The following is a 19043-nucleotide window of genomic DNA, read 5'->3' as shown; positions in this document are numbered from 1 at the left end:
TTTTAAATGACGCATACGAGTGAGCAATCAAATTTTGACTTGCAACCTGATGATTTTGGACAAGATTTTATTTGGGGTGTATCTACCGCCGCCTACCAGATTGAAGGCGCCCACAATATTCACGGAAAGGGTACGTCTATTTGGGATGATTTTGTATCCAAAAAAGGGAACATTTTTGAGGACCAACACGGGCAAATAGCCTGTGATTTCTACAATAGATATAGGGACGATATTCTTTTAATGAAGTCGATGAATATTAAACATTATCGGTTTTCATTATCATGGTCTAGAATTCTACCTGACGGAACGGGTAGGGTAAATCAAAAAGGCATAGAGTTCTATAATGATGTTATTAATTTTTGCCTTAAGTGCGGCATTACCCCATGGGTAACCCTTTACCACTGGGACCTACCCCAAAATCTAGAGGATATAGGAGGTTGGACCAATAGGAAAATATTAGATTGGTTTGAAGATTACGTGAAAATCTGTGCCAAAAACTTTGGTGACCGCGTGAAGCATTGGATGGTCCTTAACGAACCTATGGTTTTCACCGGCGCAGGATATTTTTTAGGCGTACATGCCCCGGGCAAGAAAGGGCTCAAAAATTTTCTACCTGCTATACACCATGCCGTGCTATGCCAAGCTTTAGGAGGAAGATTGCTTCGTAAAATGGTCTCCGATGCCATAATTGGGACTACTTTCTCTTGTTCGCAAATTACACCTCAATCGGATAGTAAAAGAGATATGAAAGCAGCGGATAAAGCAGATGCTCTTTTAAACCGACTTTTCCTTGAACCCAGCTTGGGTCTAGGTTACCCTGACGAGAGTATAGCCGTTCTTAAAAAGATTAAAAAATACGAACAACCGGAAGATGCCCAAAACAGCATTTTTGAGTTTGATTTTATCGGTATTCAAAACTATACCCGAGAGGTGGTTAGGCATAGCTATACCGTTCCCTATTTAAGAGCAAAGATTGTAAAAGCACCGGAACGCAATGTACAAACTACGCTTATGGATTGGGAAGTTCATCCTCCCAGTATTTATGAAATGCTGAAAAAATTCAACACCTACAGAGGCGTGAAAAAAATATTGATTACCGAAAATGGCGCCGCTTTTGAAGATACCATGGAAGCGGGAGAAGTGAATGATATAGAACGCACTAACTATTTAAAAAGCTATTTAAAACAGGTGCATAAAGCGAGTTCGGAAGACCTAAAAATTTCAGGTTACTTTGTGTGGACATTTACCGATAATTTTGAGTGGGCTGAGGGATATTACCCTAGATTCGGTTTGGTACATATCGATTTTGATACGTTGGAACGTACCATTAAAGCTTCGGGAAAATGGTACAGTACTTTCTTGGGAAGGAAAAAGAGCTAAGAAACGTACGGAAACAAAAAAAACCGATGTCCCCATCGGTTGAATTCTATTCAAGCTAATTCAAATAAGAACGTATGCCGGATAATGCGCTGCAAAGATGCCCCTTATTAGAGCACCTTTAGTAACCATAAGTTTAGGGGTTCATTACGCTTGTGTTAAGGAGTTATAATCTCACTCTTATCCATTTAAATCCAACAAAAAACTAACACTTATAGATGTAATCCCTTATCATCTATAAGTGTTAGTTTCTGAAAATCAAATTACTTCCTACAAATCAAACAAGCTGGGTAACCATAAACTAAGCTGAGGAATATACGTTACTAGGAACAGTGCTATTATCATAGCTATAAAAAGTGGAAATAGTGGTTTTATCACTTTTTCTATGGTGGTGTTTGCTATACCCACCCCAACAAAGAGCACCGAGCCCACAGGAGGCGTACAAAGACCAATACAAAGGTTCAGTACCATAATGATTCCAAAATGCACTGGATCTAATCCTAATTTAGTTACCACAGGTAAAAATATCGGCGTAAATATCAAGACCGCTGGAGTCATATCCATAAAAATACCAACGAACAACAATAACAAGTTAATGATTAGTAGAATTACAATCTTATTATCGCTAATACCTAAAAGTCCTGAACTAATTTCTTGAGGTATGTTCTCATAGGACAATGCCCATGACATACTCATGGAGGCACCTATTAACAACATTACAATTGCAGTAGTAGAAGTAGAGTCCAACAGGATTTTAGGCAGCCTATCAAATGATATTTCCTTATAGAAAAAACCCAATAGCAAGCTATACAGTACGGCAATCGCGGAAGCTTCTGTAGCGGTAAATACGCCTACTACAATACCTCCAATAACCACAACTAGCATAAACAAACTAGGCAATGCATCTACAAACGTTTTAAAAATCTCTTTTAAAGAACTACGTTTTCCCACTTTGTAGCCTTTTTTCTTTGCCCAAAAAGAAGCAACGATCATTAGAAAAAGACCTGTGAGTATCCCAGGAATATATCCTGCCAAGAACAATGCGGCAATAGAAGCACCACCACTTGCCAAGGAATACACAATAAGTACATTACTGGGCGGTATAACCAGACCCGTTGTAGCAGCCGTTATATTCACCGCTGCACCAAATTCACGGGAATACCCTTCCCTTTCCATTTCAGGCCCCAAAATACTGCCCATAGCGGATGCTGCTGCCATAGACGAACCTGCAATAGCCCCCATAAGCATAGCCGAAACAATATTGATCAATGCCAAACCACCAGGTAGTGCCCCCACCATGGTCTTCGCAAAGGCTATCAACCGGTGTGCAATACCACCTTTGTTCATTAATTCTCCCGAGAGTATGAATAAGGGAATAGCTAACAGCGCGAAACTATCAAGTCCGGTTCCTATTCGCTGCGAAACAGTTGTGAATGCCGGTAACACGGGAATACTTACCAACATGGTAAGAACAGATGATATGGCTATACTCCATGCCACGGGAGTTCCTATGCCCAATAGAACAACAAAACTCAGCACCAAGACTAAAATTGGTAAATACTCCATAATATTTAATCGTTAAGAAGGTCAGATATTTTATAATAGATTATAAGAATGCCACTTATTGGAATTACAAGGTACACCACGGATAATGGCACTTGCAAAGCAGGTGAATGCTGGTCTAGCACATGGGTAATATAAACTAGACGAGAACCACCTATGACCAAAGCTCCAAGGCTGAACAAAATCACCAACCAATGCACTACCAATTGTAACTTTTTTTGAGTGCGTTCACTAAATCTTTTGGGTAATACATCTATAGCTACATGAAGGTTTTTTCCGGAGACGTATGCCGCTCCCAGAATACCGATCCAAATCATAAGATATCTTGCCAACTCATCTGTAAAAGAGCTTGGTGAGCCCAATAAAAACCTACTGAACACCTGCCATAGTACGTTTAAGACCATAATCCCCATTATTGTAACGAGAAAATAGGCCAGGACCTTATCAATGTTTTTCCTTAATTCCATATTATTTGGTTGCTTGTATTTCTTGAATCAATTTGTAGATGACCTCGTCTTCCTTATACTTATCAAACGAATCTTTTATTTTGTCAGAAAAGAGGGTTTTATCCGGTCTAATGATTTCCACTCCTGCCTTTTCAACTTCGGCCAGAGCTTCATCTTCGGATTCTGCCCATAATTTACGCTGGTAACCTATGGAGCCATCTACAGCTTTCTTTAACCAACTCTGTTCTTCTTGGGATAAACTTTCCCATAAATGGGTTCCGGCCAATAATACATCTGGCAAAACCGTGTGCTCATCTAGCGTATAGAATTTGCAAACCTCGTAATGTCTGGAAAGATAGAAGCTAGGCGGGTTATTCTCAGCACCATCAACCACACCTTGCTGTAAGGCAGTATACAGTTCCCCCCAAGAAATTGGTGTTGGAGAACCTCCTAAATCCTTAACCATATCCATGGCGGTTACACTTTCCATAACCCGGATTTTCAGTCCTGCTAAATCATCAGGATTGTTAATGGGACGGTCTTTAGTATAGAAACTACGGCTTCCCGCATCATAATACCCTAAACCTTTAAGCCAATATTGCTCACCATCGTTCAACAGTTCTTGCCCAATTGGGCCATCTAAAACATCAAAAGAATGTTGTCTATCCCTGAAGAGAAACGGCAGGCCCAGCACCTTCATTTTCGGTGCAAAGTTTTCAAGGGTTCCTACGGACACTTTGGTCATATCTAAGCTTCCGATTTGGAGCAATTCCAAACACTGACGTTCCGTTCCTAATTGTTGGTTGGGATAGATTTCCAATACCATTTTTCCACCGGAAAGCTCTTTTAGGTCTTCCCCCATTTTCACCATGGCCTTATGAACCGAGTGGTTTACATCTAGCCCATGAGCCAAACGAATAGTACGATTACCGCCTAACTCACCACAGCCGGAGAACAAAAGTATCCCCATGGCGAAAAAAACAAATTTTAGATTCAATTTCATATGATAATCAAATTAGAGGTCAAAGTACTCTTTAGCGTTATTGTAGCAGATATTTTGGACCATTTTACCTATCCATTCCATATCATTAGGCAATTCTCCTTTAGCCATCTCGTTACCGAAAAGATTACATAAAATACGACGGAAATACTCGTGTCTCGGGAAGGACAGAAAACTTCTTGAATCTGTGAGCATTCCCACAAAACAACTTATCAATCCCATATTGGAAAGCGTATTGATCTGATCGATCATACCATCTTTTTGATCTAAGAACCACCAACCGGAACCCCACTGTACTTTTCCCTTTACACTACCGTCATTAAAATTACCCGCCATAGTTGCCATTAAGGCATTGTCACGAGGGTTTAAATTATAAAGTATTGTTTTGGTAAGTTTATCCTTGCTATCCAGTGTATCAAGAAATTTCGATAAACTTTCCGCTTGCGTATAATCGCCTATGGAATCCCAACCCGTATCAGGGCCAAGTTCGGATAACATCCTTGTATTGTTATTTCTAAGGGCTCCCAAATGAAACTGCTGAACCCAACCGAACTCATGATAAGTTTCTGAAAGATACAGCAAAATAGCACTTTGAAACTTTGCAGCTTCCTTTGCACTAACCTGCTCTCCCTCCCTTCTTTTCTTAAAAATTGATTTTACTTCTGTCTCCGTAAAGTCCTCAGCGTAAAGATGAGACAATCCGTGGTCGCACACGAAACAACCATTAGAATTAAAATACTCAATACGTTTCCGTAAAGCATCGCAAAGTCTATCATACGTAGTAATTTCCGTATCCGACACTTTTTCAAGACTGTCTATATAATCATTATAGGTCTCACTACCAATTAGAATAGCTTTGTCCGGTCTAAAAGCCGTACTAACTTTAGTTTTAAAGTCGCTTTTGGCCAGCTGCTGATGGTATTCTAATGTATCTGTTGGGTCTTCTGTTGTGCAGAGTACATCTACATTCATTTTACGAATAAGCCCTCTAGAAGTAAACTCTTGGGATTGTAGCATTTCCGTAGTAGCATCATAAACTGAAGACGCATTTTTACTACTAAGTGTATCCGTAATACCAAAGTATCTAGAAAGCTCCAAATGCGTCCAATGATACAATGGGTTTCGCATGGTGTGAGGCACCGTTTCGCCCCATTTAGCAAATTTCTCCCTATCGGAAGCATTACCGGTAAGGTACTTTTCATTGACCCCGAGAGTTCTCATTGCCCTCCATTTGTAATGATCACCATCTATCCAAGCATTGGTGATATTGCCAAAAACCTTATTCTCCGCTAAGTCTTTTGGTGGCAGGTGATTGTGATAATCAATTATTGGCATTTTAACGGCATAGTCGTGATAGAGCGATTGTGCCTGCTTACTTTCCAGTAAGAAATTGTCGTCTAAAAATTTAGTCACTTTGTATCGTTTTTGAATTGGTCATTTATTTGAAAGGACAACTTTCTCTAATTTTGTTGGATGACCTTAAACCTCTAAAATAGGTTTCTATTCTGGCATAGACAAGAAAAAATACAGAATCAACACTCAGGCATTAGCATCAATGCAAATATTAACAATTTAGCCTGTTAAAATTGCATAAATAGTATCATCAGCATGATTTTATCCACATTTTAAAACGGACCACTTTCTTATTTAAGAAAAGAATAACGCTCTCAACTTTCTTTCCGCTTTAAAGACATTTATTTTTATAAAAAAATGAACATTATGGATTTAAAAAATAAGGTAGTCTATATAACAGGAGGCTCAAAAGGTATAGGGTATGGTGTAGCCGTAACATTATTGGAAGCAGGGGCTAGAGTAGCCGTAAGCGGAAGAACACTCTCTACCGTTGAAGAAGCCGCCAAACAACTAGGTTCGGAGGATCGCGTTCTTGCATTGGCATCGGATGTTTCAAAACATGGTGACGAAAAAGCAGCTGTTCAAAAGATTTTGGATAAATGGGGGCAATTGGATGTGGTTTTAGCGAATGCGGGAGTGGGCTATTTTGCTCCTGTAGACGAGCTAGAAGATGATGCTTGGCACAAGATGATAGATACAAACCTAAATGGTGTGTTTCATACTCTAAAAGCATCGGTAGAAGCACTTAAGAAGTCTAAGGGATACTACATAACCTTAGCTAGTTTGGCGGGCACTAACTTTTTTGCTTCCGGAGCGGGATACAATGCCACTAAATTTGGTGTCGTAGGTTTTACACAGGCGGCCATGCTAGATTTACGCAAGTATGATATAAAAGTATCAACCATTATGCCTGGTTCTGTTGCCACGCATTTTGCCGGTAATGAGCCGGACGAAAAAGATGCTTGGAAAATTCAGCCGGAAGATATTGGCGAACTTGTTTTGGATTTATTAAAAATGAATCCGCGTACATTGCCCAGCAAAATTGAGGTGCGCCCCACAAGACCGGATAAAAAATAAGTTTAAACACGAATTGTATTACACTTCCTTTTCTTCAAAAGGCGTGTTTAAATCACATATTTCGGAAATGAGGGCACTGAGCTCAGTATAGAATAGGGAAAGGGTTTCTTTCCCTATTTTTGTTTCTTTTTTGGCTCCATTGCCCGCTTTGTCCTTTGTAGCGAATTTTAACACTCCAGAACTTAATTTTTTAAAACATATGATACCCGCTTCCATAATATCTTCCGGATGCTCGGAAGCATACATAGTAGCATAGCAAAGGAGCTGGAAAGCTTTGCTGAATTTGTAATCCGAGGTAATGGATACACCGTCTACAATCTCCAACTGGTTTCGCTCTACGCTTCCGGTTTTGTAATCTATTATTCGTAACGTGCCATCTACTTCATCAATTCTATCTAGCTTTCCTTTTAAATTAACAGGAAAATCAACAGACGGGACATTTAAGGACACTTTTAAGTTCGCTTCTAGACCAATTATTCTTATTTGGTGTTTCTTGACATCGACTATTTCTAAGTTGATGAAATTTTCAATATAACGAAGCACAACATTAAAGGCAATCAGGTTTTTCCCCCTAGATATATCACCATCCAAATACGTTTTAGCAAAGTGTTTTTGCACCAGTCCGGCAACCTGAGATTTTGCTTCTACAAGTTTCTCCTCCGTTAAAATATGTCCCACAAAAGGCTCGTATAAATCTTCCAGGGTATCATGCACAATAGTTCCAAAAGTATTGGCCGCTATGGTTTCCTCAACTTCTAGAACTTCATCAATGCCTAATAGGTTTCTTTTGTAAAAATCTATAGGGTTACGCACGTAATTACTGAGGGATGTTGGTGAAAAACCCCGTAATGCATGGGCTTTGATGAGCTCTAATAAACTATCATCTTTTTCTATGGATTCTAAAATATAGCGTTTTGGATCTATAGATGGCGATGCTACACTTTCTGTAATACTAGAATTCCTATTCTCATCCGTTAGCAGCTGGTTTATAAGCCTACTACGTTCCCCTCCTTCCAATACATCCGGTTCTGTATTGTAAAGAATATATACATTTTTAGCGCGCTGCAGCAACCTGTAAAAGTGATAGGTATAGACCGCATCTTTTTCCTTAAAAGTAGGAAGCCCCAATTGTATTTTTAAATCGAACGGAATAAAAGAATTGTTCGATTTTCCAGATGGTAGGATTCCTTCATTTACGGAAGTAATAATAACCGTTTCAAAGTCCAGATTACGACTTTCTAGCATCCCCATAACCTGTAAACCTTCCAAAGGTTCCCCTTGAAAATCTAAGGTTTCCGAAGATAGCAACTCACGATAAAGGCCCAATAACGATTTAAGGTCTGTTATAAAATCATATTTCTCGACTAAATCCAATAACTGGTTGAATAAATTGAAGTACCGATAGAGGTATTCAAAAGACAAAGCATCCTTGGCGTCATCAAGTTTGCTCCTTAAGGCAGTGATAATATGTAAACAGTGCTGTAAAATTTCCTTCGGTGAAGGTGTTTTTTTATGAAATAGCAATGAAGAAGCTAATGCTTCTCCCTTTTCTACCTGTTTGATTTGCTCTGCAGTAATATATACCCAATTCTTATTTTTTATAACCTCATCAATAGCCTCCGTATCTTCACTGTCATTCCCTAAAAGAATATGAATGTACGGGTGTGCTAAAAACGATAGTATATTTTGATGAAACCATCCTTGTTCATTTCTGTTGATATACAAATTCAAGAACTGGTCGAACAAACTGGCCAAGGGAATTTTATTTAAAGGATATCCCATGGTTATGTTAACTCTTTCTATACACTCCGGAATAGAATTTAAAATAGGATTTAATAAAGACTCATCTCCCAAAACAACGGCTGTACGTTTTAAATCGGAAGCCTTCTCTCCATGAATACGCTCTAATAAATGAGCCGTATACTTTGCTTGGGACACGTTTTTGGGTAACCCTACAACGTTTATTTTCTTATCTCCTAAATAATGAGAGCTGACACCTTTAAGCGCATTCTCCCTTAAATAGGACCAAGATTTAAGATGTTGCCTTAGAAAAAAACCTGCGTCATGAATCTTATCCTCTAAGAAATAGGAATCTATATCCCAATAAATATCAGAATCAGCATGATCAAGAATATGTTGTATAATTTTTGTTTCGGCTGTATTCAGTGCATTAAAGCCTATAAAAACAAAGAGTTTATCTGGGTTGTCCTGCAAGTAATTTTCTAGCTGGGTGTGTGCCGTTCTATATACTAGCCCCTGATGTCCAAGACCTACATTTAACAACGCGGAATTAAAATTGTTATATAATGACTCCAGGTTATTCCAAAAACGAAGGTAATCTTCCATCATTTTCGTCTTCTCCTTCTGAAGGGACCAATGGGTCAATTCCTGAATAGCCGCAAGATTAGAAAATAGCTTTTTGGCGTCCACCAAGTACCTATCTATCTCATTAAAATCTTGTAAAAGCGTTTGCGCCCAATTGGAAAAGCTATAAAAGTTGTCTTTCTCTTGAGAAGTCTCTTTTAGATAAGTATTGTAGAGAACAAAGAGTTGCTGCGTATTACTTGCGTACGATAGACCTGAAATCTGTTCAATGAAAGTTTCTATACTATATATCTCAGGAGCAAAAAAAGTATTGTCAGCAGATTTTGCTATAGCATTTTTCAGGAAAGTTCCTGCCCGCTTACTGGGAAGCACAAAAACAATATGCTCATGGGAACTATGTTTTTCCCAAACTTCTTTGACTACTTCTTCTAGAAAACTCTGCATAGTCAAAAATAAAAAAAGCCCTGACAAATGTCAGGGCTTTTAAACTTATTTAGTGGAGAGAATTACTTTACCAAGTTAATCTCAACTCTTCTGTTTTCTTTTCTACCGCTTCTTGTGTTGTTAGATGCGATTGGCTTGTCTTCACCGTAACCGATAGCAGACAATCTGAATTCTTCAATACCTTTTTCTACTAAGAACTCTTTTACAGAAAGTGCTCTTGACTCAGAAAGGCTTTGGTTCAATTTCTGGCTACCAACGCTATCTGTGTGACCTTCTACTGTAAATTTAGCATTAGGATATTCTTTTAAGATAGTGATGATGTCAACCATTACAGAAGTAGACTCAGCTTTGATAGAAGACTTACCTGTATCAAACAAGATAGTTCTAGCGTAGTCGTTCAATTGTTTTTGAACTTCTTCAGTTACTTCAGGACAACCAGCGTTAGCTACAGTACCTGCAACCTCTGGACATTTATCATCTTTGTCCAATACACCGTCACCATCAGTATCAGGCCATGGGCATCCTTTGTTCTCAGCAGGACCTGCTTCATTAGGACACTCATCGTCACCATCAGCAACTCCGTCACCGTCAGCATCAGGACAACCTGCTAGGTTAGCCAATCCAGCTTCGTTAGGACATTTATCATCTTTATCAGCAACTCCGTCACCGTCAGCATCAGGACAACCGTTCATTTCTTTAGAACCAGCTTCGTTAGGACAAGCATCTTTGCTGTCTTCGATTCCGTCACCGTCAGCATCAGGACAACCGTTGAAAGCTTCTAAACCAGCAACTTCTGGACAAGCATCATCTTTGTCATATACACCATCACCGTCAGTATCAGTACCACCAAACTTAACAGAGATACCTGCTAAATGTTGCCAGTGCTTACGACCGTAATCTTCAAAAGCGTGCTTGTAAGTAGTCTGTACAGTAAGACCAATGTTTTCTGTAAACCAGAAGTTTACACCAACACCACCATTTACAGTACCAGCACCAATTTCATCAACCCAAGTGTAACCACCACCTACTTCAACGAAGGGGTCAACTACTTTTTGGTCAAGGAAGTTATATTTAATTGTACCATCTAAAGCGTAGTGCGAAAGATCATCTACACCTATATCTCCTAATTTGCTGATTTTGTTCAAAGATCCTCTAACGCCAACAGAAAGACCGTCACCTACAGATCTAGACACACCAACATAAGAGATAGAAGGAAGAATATTCCAGTGGTCAGATGCGTTGAAAAGCTCATTACCGAAAGAACTAGTCTGAGTCGGGAAATTGTCATCGCTTGTCGGGTACACATCTATGGCATTAACTCCGAATTGCACTTGCCATGGATTATTCTCGTCTTGCGCTTGTACGTTATTGATGCCTACAATAAGGACAACAACAACCAATAATTTGCTAAGATGTTTCATGTTCAAAATTTTAAGTTTAAGTGTTTATTAGCTGCAAATGTAAGTTGTTAAATATTATTAACAAAATCAATTTCTTATTTTTTTTAACGCACTTAATGCCGTAAATAATGCATTTAAACGATTTTTAAGTCCTTTCCAACTTCGATGAAAGCATTGATTGCTCGGTCTAAATGCTTGATTTCATGGGCAGCAGATAACTGAACCCGTATTCTTGCCTTACCTTTTGGTACCACTGGAAAGAAAAATCCTATAACATAAATTCCTTTTTTCAATAATTTACTTGCCATTTCTTGCGCCAATTTAGCGTCATACAGCATTACGGGCACAATAGCCGAGTCTCCATCAATAATATCAAACCCGGCTTTCTTCATTTCGGCTTTAAAATAGGTTGCGTTTTCTTGTACTTTATCACGCAATGATGTATCATTTGCCAACAGCTCAAAAACCTTTATAGACGCCCCTACAATAGCCGGAGCCAAAGAATTGGAAAACAAATAAGGTCTAGAACGTTGACGCAAAATTTCTATGATTTCTTTTTTTCCGGTGGTATAGCCACCCATAGCACCTCCCAGCGCTTTGCCCAAAGTGCCGGTTATAATGTCTATACGGCCCATTACGTCTTTTTCCTCAAGCGTACCTATTCCTGTAGGACCTATAAAACCTGTGGCATGACATTCATCTATCATAACCATAGCATCATATTTATCTGCCAAGTCGCAAATTTTATCTAAAGGTGCCACAAGACCATCCATAGAGAAAACGCCATCGGTAACAATTATCTTAAAACGGGCTTGGTCTTCATTGGCTTGTTTCAATTGCTTTTCTAAGTCGGCCATATCGCTATTTGCATATCTATAGCGCTTCGCCTTACACAATCTAACCCCATCAATAATAGATGCATGATTGAGCGAATCCGATATTATTGCATCCTCCGAAGTTAGCAATGGTTCAAAAACTCCACCATTGGCATCAAAGGCGGCAGCATATAATATGGTATCTTCAGTTCCGTAGAAATTCGCAATTTTCTTTTCGAGTTCCTTGTGAATGTCTTGCGTACCGCAAATAAAACGTACCGATGACATACCAAAACCATGGCTATCTAAAGTATCTTTTGCTGCTTGTATAACTTCTGGGTGTGACGAAAGACCCAAATAGTTATTAGCACAGAAGTTGATTACCTCTTCTCCTGTGGAAATTTTAATTTCTGCCCCTTGCGGTGATGTTATAATTCGTTCACTTTTATAGAGGCCGTCCTCTTTTATGCTTGCAAGTTCTTTTTCTAAGTGCTCTTTTATTTTTCCGTACATATAGTTATATGAATTCTGGTGTTACTTCTTCGTTAATGTAAACAATGATTTTATTCTCTACAACATACCCCATATCTGCTAATGCATCTGCATAGGAATAGAGTTGCTCCTTATATTTAGGGTTGGTCTTGCCTGTTTTATAATCGATAAGGGTTGCATTCTTTTCTTTAAACACTATTCTGTCCGGACGCAATATCTTCCCATCTGCGGTAATAATATCCTTTTCGTTCTTAATGACATCGCTATCCTTATAATAGATTTGGAGTGTAGGGTGATTTACAATCCGCAGCAACTTATCCCTCACCTCATCTATTTCCTGGCTTTCTATCTCCCCTTGCTGTATAGCTTTTTGCAAAGCAGGCTCAATATCTTCTTGTGTTTCTATATAACCTAATATATAATGTATAAGGTTTCCTTTAGAAATTGCTGCTTCACGTTCCGTATCCCACAACATGCCTGATCGGGTTAGGATTTTAAAGCTTGACCTGTCTTTATGCGTAAAACTATAATCTATATCCTGTTGCTCTTTTGTTTGATGAGGGGCAGGTGCTTTTTCCAGTTCTCCAAAACTATAGACCAAATCATCATCGGACCATAGACTCTTTCCTTTTAGGTACTCAATGAACAGGCCCGAATAATAATCGGTTTTATGTTGCCCTCTGGCCAGGTCTTTTTCCGATATAATATAAAGCGCCTTCTCCGCCCTTGTTAAGGCTACATATAATAGGTTAAGCGCATCCAATTCCATTTTATGCTCCTCTTCAGAATAAACTTGAGCCGCTTCCCCCCCATAATTCTCTACTTCCTTTTTTTCTGTAATTAGAATTTCTTCAAATCCGTTAAACGCATCGGCATTTAGAGGAAGCCACATTTTTTTATCCATCCTTTTATAGATATGTTCATTGGCAAAAGGAAAAATGACAATTGAAAATTCAAGGCCTTTAGACTTATGAACGGTCATAATTCGTACGGCATCTATATTATCAGGAGCGGAAATACTCAGTTTGCCCTTTTTCTTATCCCAGAGGTTCAAGAACGCCTGAATTCCCGTACCTTCTTTCTGTTCCGTTTCAAGCACAAAATCCATAAAAAAAGTAACATAGGCATCTGAACCTTCAACCAAATTACATTGACGAATAGCTCTTTCCATACCATCGTAAACGGATAGTTGTTTTAGCTCCTCAACGTCTAGTTGATATTCCTTTAATAAAAGATGTTCTACATTTTTTAAGTTCTCAAATATATATTGATGTCTATTCTCCCCGTCCTTAGAAAGATAAGTTAGCAACTCATAGGCTATCTGTAAATTAGTAGGATTACCAATGTATGCCATAAGATTTGCCAGAAACCGAACCTTATCACTACTGTTCAACAATAAACTTTCAGATGAAATGGTTGGAATTTCCTGTTGTGTAAGAAAATCAGCTAATAAAACTCCCTGCCTATTTCCCCTAACCAAAATACAAATGTCTTCATAGCCGTAATCCTTTTCAATTACAGTTTGTATAGTGTTCAATACTTCCGTACAGTACTGCTCATCCCTACTTTTTTCTTCATCTTTTTCAATAAAGTTGAGCTGTACGGTTCCTCCTTGTTTTGAATTATATCCTTGCCTATTGCCCTCTACAAACATATTATTATACATAGCATTGTTCAAAAAAGGACTAGTAGCAGTAAAGAAGTCATTATTGAACTTAATGACCTCATCATAGCTACGCCAGTTGGTTGGCAAAGATTCAGTTTGAGCAGGAATTGCAAACGGACTCTCAGATTCATTTACCAAATCTAAAAATTGCTCCGCACGACCACCTCGCCAACGATAAATAGCTTGTTTGGCATCGCCCACTAAAAAAAGAGACCCTCTATTACCTTGCAAATCTTCCCCCTCCAAAGCATGCCCAATAAGCGGTATTAAGTTATTCCACTGTAGTGTAGATGTATCCTGAAACTCATCCACAAAATAATGGCGATACTTTTCACCTAAACGCTCATATATAAAAGGTGCTGGCTGGTTTTTTATTTCTTTAGATATGATGGTATTGAACTCTGCAATAGAAAGCTGATCACGTTCATTCTGCAGATTTTTGACCTCCTTTTGTATTGCGTTCAGAACGGTTAGCGGAACTAAATTTGAATATGCATTCTTTAAAAAGGAAAGCTCGTAAAATGCATGTTTTATCTTATTGAAGATTTCAGAAAATTGTGGATGCAACTCGTCTAAAGTTGTCTTTGTAGCATCTGCAGTAGATTTATTATATAAGACGGCTTCGTCAAAGTTCTGTTTCCAAGCCGCATTAAAATCTATTTTTAGATTTTCTGCCGCAATATTTTCCATGAATTTTGGAAAGTACTTTCCTTTAAAATCAGAAAATTCCAATCCATTTTGGTCCATTACTTGCAGTGCCAAACTTGCGAATCCAACAAGGCTTTCCTGAGTAGCCTTTATTCGAGAACGCACGGTTTTCTTTAACTCTACAAAATCCTCTATATTCTTATCCTTTAGATTTTGCAAGTGATCTGCGTGGTTTTCCCTAAAAAGCAGCTTGCCTATATTACCTAGATCATAGGCAATATCCCAGCTTTTATCATCATCAATTTTCTCAAGGGCAAACTCTAACAATACTTGAGTAAGTTGTTTGTCTGTGCCCGCTTTGTGCACCAATTTAGCAACCGCCTCATCTAATAACAAATCAGTATCTAAAACCACTTCAAAATTTTGTGGCAATTTCAGGTCCTTTGCAAAAGTCCTGATAAGTCTATGGGTAAACTTATCAATTGTAGAAATATCAAAAAAAGCATAGTTATGCAGAATCTCCTTTAAAGTCTGTTTAGAGCGCTGACGCAATGTGGTGGCATCTACTCCAAGCTCTTTCTTTAAATCTAAAAAAAGTGGAGGTGCAGTGGCTTCGTCATCAACTTTACCAAACTTAGCAAGGCTTTCTAGGATACGGTGCTTCATTTCGTTTACCGCTTTATTGGTGAACGTAATAGCCAAAATTTTACTGAAACGATTGCTTGATGAAAGAACTATTTTAAGGTATTCTTTCGTTAAAGTGTGTGTCTTTCCAGAGCCCGCAGAAGCGTTATATATTTTAAAAGTGCTGTGTTGCAAGTGCTTTTTTACGCAAAATACTAATTCTAAAAAGGTTCTTAACAAATTATTTAGTGAATTTGTATGTTAAAAACTGTAAATTTGACTTCACTAAGTTTTAATCTAAAAACACACAGAAAATGGCTTTTGAACTACCAAAATTACCATATGCATACGATGCATTGGAACCACATATTGATGCCAGAACAATGGAAATTCACCACACAAAACACCATAATGGTTATACAACCAAATTAAATGGTGCTATTGAAGGTACTTCTTTGGAAGGCAAATCTATTGAAGATATATTAGAGAACTTAGACATGTCTAACGGTGCTGTTAGAAACAATGGAGGCGGTTTTTACAACCACTCTCTTTTTTGGGAAGTTATGTCTCCTAATGGAGGAGGAACCCCATCTGGCGAACTTGCTACTGCAATAGACAGTGCCTTTGGTTCTTTTGAAGCATTTAAAGAGAAATTTAGCGGTGCTGCCGGTACTCGTTTTGGTTCTGGTTGGGCGTGGCTTTGCGTTCACAAAGGAGGCAAAGTAGAAGTTTGTTCTACACCTAACCAAGATAACCCTTTAATGCCAGAAACAGGTTGCGAAGGTTTTCCTATTTTAGGTCTTGATGTTTGGGAACATGCATACTACCTAAACTATCAAAACAAGAGACCTGATTATATTAATGCATTTTTTAATGTAATTAACTGGGATAAAGTATCTGAACTATATGCTGCCAATAAATAAGGCTCTTTATAGTTCTAAATAAATTAAAAAAGCCCGCTCAGAAAATGCTTCTGAGCGGGCTTTTTTTATGTCTTTTTAAAATAGAAAAGGGCGGAGAAATCTCCACCCTTTTCGTCCCAAATCTTACCATAAACTTAACCTACTTATGCTATGGCGACACTAAAATACTGGTATTGTGGGAAATAAAAAAGAAATATTTGGGGTTTTTTTTTAATTGAATTGCTGATAAAAACAGTGAAACATGCCCTAAACCCTCATGTTTACGAGGATTTTGCCAATAAAAAAGGCGGAGCATAGCTCCACCTTTTTTCCCCAAATCTTACCATGAACTTAACCTACTTATGCTATGGTCCTCCAAAAGTAGAGTAACATGGCTCTTTAAAAAAAGGTTTTGGACAAACGAACAAAACTCTAGTTGAAATACAATTTAGACCCGTATAGCGTCTTTCTTAAATTATGAAATGAATATTGAAAATATTTAGAGCTATAGGTCCTGAAGAAACGGATTGGAGGAGAAATTATGACAAATAAAAAGGCGGAGTTAAACTCCGCCTTTTTCCCCAAATCTTACCATGAACTTAACCTACTTATGCTATGGTCCTCCAAATATACAGCGGCTTTAAACCTTACTAAAACATCTTTGCCAAACCGTACAAAAATCGGTTAAAGGGTTCTAGTTTAGAGAATACATATGAAAACAGGGGGAACATCAAAAAATCACAATAGAAAGAAACCTATATTTTATGGAACGTGATAAAAAGGAAAGAATACTTCTAAAAGTATTTAAAAATAAAAAGGTGGAGTAAACTCCACCTTTTTGCCCCAAATCTTACCATGAACTTAACCTACTTATGCTATGGCAAGACCAAATTTAATCTCACCTTCGCCCAAGCGATTAAAAAAACGCTCAATAGCGGATATTATCGATGAAATACCTTTTTTATGCATTTCATCGATAATCTTAATTAATACGCGCGTTCATTCTTGCCTTCATAAAAATTGATAAAGGCCTTATTTACCACTCGGTTACCACCCGGAGTTGGGTAATGTCCTGTAAAATACCAATCTCCTAAATTCTTAGGGCAAGCTTCATGAAGTGCCTCTACGCTTTGGTAAATAATCTCTACCTCTGCCTTAATTTCTTCCGGACTAAGCAATTCGCCTATTTTAGCTGAAATCTCTTCAGGAGTAAAAGGCGCATAGAATTCCCTTACGTAGTTGATTACATCTTTATCCTTATTATTTACCTGCTCTAAACACTTGTCATAAATATCATCGACAACATTCATTGTTAAACGTTCTTCATGCAAAGCCAAGGCTGCTCTAAAAGCAATAAAGTCTTCCAATTTGGCCATATCTATACCATAACAATCAGGGTATCTAATTTGTGGTGCAGATGATACAACTATTATTTTTTTCGGGGATAAACGGTCTAAAATTCGAAGTATACTTTTCTTCAATGTAGTACCCCTAACAATACTGTCATCAATAATAACTAGGTTATCTCCCTTCTTTACAGAACCATAGGAAATATCGTAAACGTGAGCTACCAAATCATCTCGGCTACTATCTTGCGTAATAAAAGTACGTAGCTTGGCATCTTTTATGGCCACTTTCTCAATTCGTGGTCTAACCTCTAAAATTTCATGAAGCTCTTCACTGGTGATTTTTGAACCAATTGAAAGTATTTGCTCTTCTTTTCTTTTGTTCAAATAATTTTGTGCCTCCTTCACCATTCCAAAGAAAGATGTTTCTGCCGTATTTGGGATATAGGAGAAGACGGTGTTCTTTATGTCATGATCTATAGACTTAAGTATCTGCGGAAAAAGAAGTCTACCCAGCATCTTTCGTTCTTGATAAATTTCCTTATCACTTCCCCTAGAAAAATAAATACGTTCAAAAGAGCATGCTTTTCGCTCTACGGGCTCTAAAATTTGATTTATAGAAGACGTTCCATCTTTTTTAATAATGATGGCGCTACCTGGATTTAATTCTTTTACCTCTTCGTAAGGCACATTAAAAACAGTTTGTATAGCTGGTCTTTCAGAAGCTACTACAACGACCTCATCATCTTGATAGTAATACGTAGGTCTAATACCTGCAGGATCCCTAAGAACAAAGGCATCTCCGTGACCTAAAAGACCTGCCATAGCGTAACCGCCATCCCAGTTTTTAGCAGCTCTTCTTAATATTTTATGCACTTTAAGACGATCAGCTATAATAGGCGACGCTTCTTGTTTAGTATACCCTTCTTTCTTAATCTGCTTATACAGTTTAGCAACGGCGTCATCTAAAAAATGACCTATTTTCTCCATTACGGTTACCGTATCCGCCATTTCTTTGGGATGCTGCCCTATTTGAATTAAATTATCGAAAAGCTCATGAACATTAGTCATGTTAAAGTTACCTGCTACAATAATGTTACGGTGCATCCAGTTGTTCTGCCTTAAAAAAGGATGAACACTCTCAATACTATTCTTACCAAAAGTACCGTACCGCACGTGACCTAAAAGTACTTCCCCTATATAAGGAATGTTCTTTTTCTGTGCAGCAACATCATCTACATACTCCGGGTGTTGTTGTAACGTGGTGTTGATGCGATCATTAATCTGAGCAAAAATATCCTGTATAGGCTGTTGGGCAATTGACCGCACCCTACTCATATAACGCTCTCCGGGAGCCACATCTAGTTTAATACTTGCAAAGCCCGCACCGTCTTGACCGCGATTGTGCTGCTTTTCCATCATTAAGTACATTTTGTTTACCCCGTAAAAGGCTGTACCGTACTTCTCTTTGTAATACTCCAACGGTTTCAACAACCGTATTACCGAAATACCACATTCATGTTTGATCGCGTCACTCATTATAAATCTAGGTATTAAAAAAGCCC

Annotated in this window: 12 protein-coding genes; 3 read left to right on the top strand and 9 right to left on the bottom strand. The window is 38.2% G+C overall.

Translation table 11 applies throughout. The annotated features are described in order from the left end of the window. Positions 1-6 precede the first annotated feature (6 nt). Complete coding sequence (locus tag IWC72_RS06890; RefSeq protein WP_194529273.1) at positions 7-1380, top strand: GH1 family beta-glucosidase; 1374 nt, start codon at positions 7-9, stop codon at positions 1378-1380. 267 nt (positions 1381-1647) lie between these two features. Here IWC72_RS06890 and IWC72_RS06885 read toward each other — a convergent pair whose 3' ends face one another. From IWC72_RS06885 to uxaC, 4 genes are read right to left on the bottom strand one after another with little or no spacing between them, the layout of a single operon-like run. Continuing rightward, the gene (locus IWC72_RS06885) at positions 1648-2943 is read right to left on the bottom strand and encodes a TRAP transporter large permease (protein ID WP_194525444.1); all 1296 of its coding nucleotides are present in this window, start codon (positions 2941-2943) and stop codon (positions 1648-1650) included. Positions 2944-2948: 5 nt separating this feature from the next. Next, positions 2949-3407 (bottom strand): TRAP transporter small permease, encoded by a 459-nt coding sequence (locus IWC72_RS06880; protein ID WP_194525443.1) that lies wholly within the window; start codon positions 3405-3407, stop codon positions 2949-2951. Between the two features lies 1 nt (position 3408). Continuing rightward, positions 3409-4389 (bottom strand): TRAP transporter substrate-binding protein, encoded by a 981-nt coding sequence (locus IWC72_RS06875; protein ID WP_194529272.1) that lies wholly within the window; start codon positions 4387-4389, stop codon positions 3409-3411. A gap of 12 nt (positions 4390-4401) precedes the next feature. After that, a complete protein-coding gene (uxaC, locus tag IWC72_RS06870) occupies positions 4402-5799 on the bottom strand; it encodes a glucuronate isomerase (protein ID WP_194529271.1) in 1398 nt (465 codons plus the stop codon). 306 nt (positions 5800-6105) lie between these two features. Between uxaC and IWC72_RS06865 the strand changes: the two genes are divergently transcribed. Next, positions 6106-6816: an SDR family oxidoreductase gene (locus IWC72_RS06865; RefSeq protein WP_194525440.1), complete on the top strand. Its 711-nt coding sequence runs from the start codon at positions 6106-6108 to the stop codon at positions 6814-6816. Between the two features lie 18 nt (positions 6817-6834). On the opposite strand, the gene IWC72_RS06860 is transcribed toward IWC72_RS06865, so the two are convergent. From IWC72_RS06860 to IWC72_RS06845, 4 genes are all read right to left on the bottom strand, one after another. Next, positions 6835-9585: a PD-(D/E)XK nuclease family protein gene (locus tag IWC72_RS06860; RefSeq protein ID WP_194529270.1), complete on the bottom strand. Its 2751-nt coding sequence runs from the start codon at positions 9583-9585 to the stop codon at positions 6835-6837. A gap of 62 nt (positions 9586-9647) precedes the next feature. Then, positions 9648-11006: an OmpA family protein gene (locus IWC72_RS06855; protein ID WP_194525438.1), complete on the bottom strand. Its 1359-nt coding sequence runs from the start codon at positions 11004-11006 to the stop codon at positions 9648-9650. Positions 11007-11119: 113 nt separating this feature from the next. Then, positions 11120-12313, bottom strand: coding sequence for a glycine C-acetyltransferase (kbl, locus tag IWC72_RS06850; protein WP_194529269.1), 1194 nt, complete (start codon positions 12311-12313; stop codon positions 11120-11122). Positions 12314-12317: 4 nt separating this feature from the next. Further along, positions 12318-15425, bottom strand: coding sequence for a UvrD-helicase domain-containing protein (locus IWC72_RS06845; RefSeq protein ID WP_194529268.1), 3108 nt, complete (start codon positions 15423-15425; stop codon positions 12318-12320). Between the two features lie 119 nt (positions 15426-15544). On the opposite strand from IWC72_RS06845, the gene IWC72_RS06840 reads away from it, so the two are divergent. Next, complete coding sequence (locus tag IWC72_RS06840; protein WP_194525435.1) at positions 15545-16153, top strand: superoxide dismutase; 609 nt, start codon at positions 15545-15547, stop codon at positions 16151-16153. A 965-nt stretch (positions 16154-17118) separates the two neighbouring features. On the opposite strand, the gene IWC72_RS06835 is transcribed toward IWC72_RS06840, so the two are convergent. Further along, the gene (locus tag IWC72_RS06835; protein WP_194525434.1) at positions 17119-19017 is read right to left on the bottom strand and encodes an amidophosphoribosyltransferase; all 1899 of its coding nucleotides are present in this window, start codon (positions 19015-19017) and stop codon (positions 17119-17121) included. Positions 19018-19043 lie beyond the last annotated feature (26 nt).

Source organism: Zobellia roscoffensis, from assembly GCF_015330165.1.
GTDB lineage: Bacteria > Bacteroidota > Bacteroidia > Flavobacteriales > Flavobacteriaceae > Zobellia > Zobellia roscoffensis.
Note: the sequence above shows the minus strand (reverse complement) of the source record. Positions and strands in the feature narration are given on the sequence as shown.

Excerpts from the sequence above, each read along its gene's own strand:
- IWC72_RS06890 (WP_194529273.1), top strand. The coding sequence starts at position 7 with ATGACGCATACGAGTGAGCAATCAAATTTTGACTTGCAACCTGATGAT.
- IWC72_RS06885 (WP_194525444.1), bottom strand. The coding sequence starts at position 2,943 with ATGGAGTATTTACCAATTTTAGTCTTGGTGCTGAGTTTTGTTGTTCTA.
- IWC72_RS06880 (WP_194525443.1), bottom strand. The coding sequence starts at position 3,407 with ATGGAATTAAGGAAAAACATTGATAAGGTCCTGGCCTATTTTCTCGTT.
- IWC72_RS06875 (WP_194529272.1), bottom strand. The coding sequence starts at position 4,389 with ATGAAATTGAATCTAAAATTTGTTTTTTTCGCCATGGGGATACTTTTG.
- IWC72_RS06865 (WP_194525440.1), top strand. The coding sequence starts at position 6,106 with ATGGATTTAAAAAATAAGGTAGTCTATATAACAGGAGGCTCAAAAGGT.
- IWC72_RS06860 (WP_194529270.1), bottom strand. The coding sequence starts at position 9,585 with ATGCAGAGTTTTCTAGAAGAAGTAGTCAAAGAAGTTTGGGAAAAACAT.
- IWC72_RS06855 (WP_194525438.1), bottom strand. The coding sequence starts at position 11,006 with ATGAAACATCTTAGCAAATTATTGGTTGTTGTTGTCCTTATTGTAGGC.
- kbl (WP_194529269.1), bottom strand. The coding sequence starts at position 12,313 with ATGTACGGAAAAATAAAAGAGCACTTAGAAAAAGAACTTGCAAGCATA.
- IWC72_RS06840 (WP_194525435.1), top strand. The coding sequence starts at position 15,545 with ATGGCTTTTGAACTACCAAAATTACCATATGCATACGATGCATTGGAA.
- IWC72_RS06835 (WP_194525434.1), bottom strand. The coding sequence starts at position 19,017 with ATGAGTGACGCGATCAAACATGAATGTGGTATTTCGGTAATACGGTTG.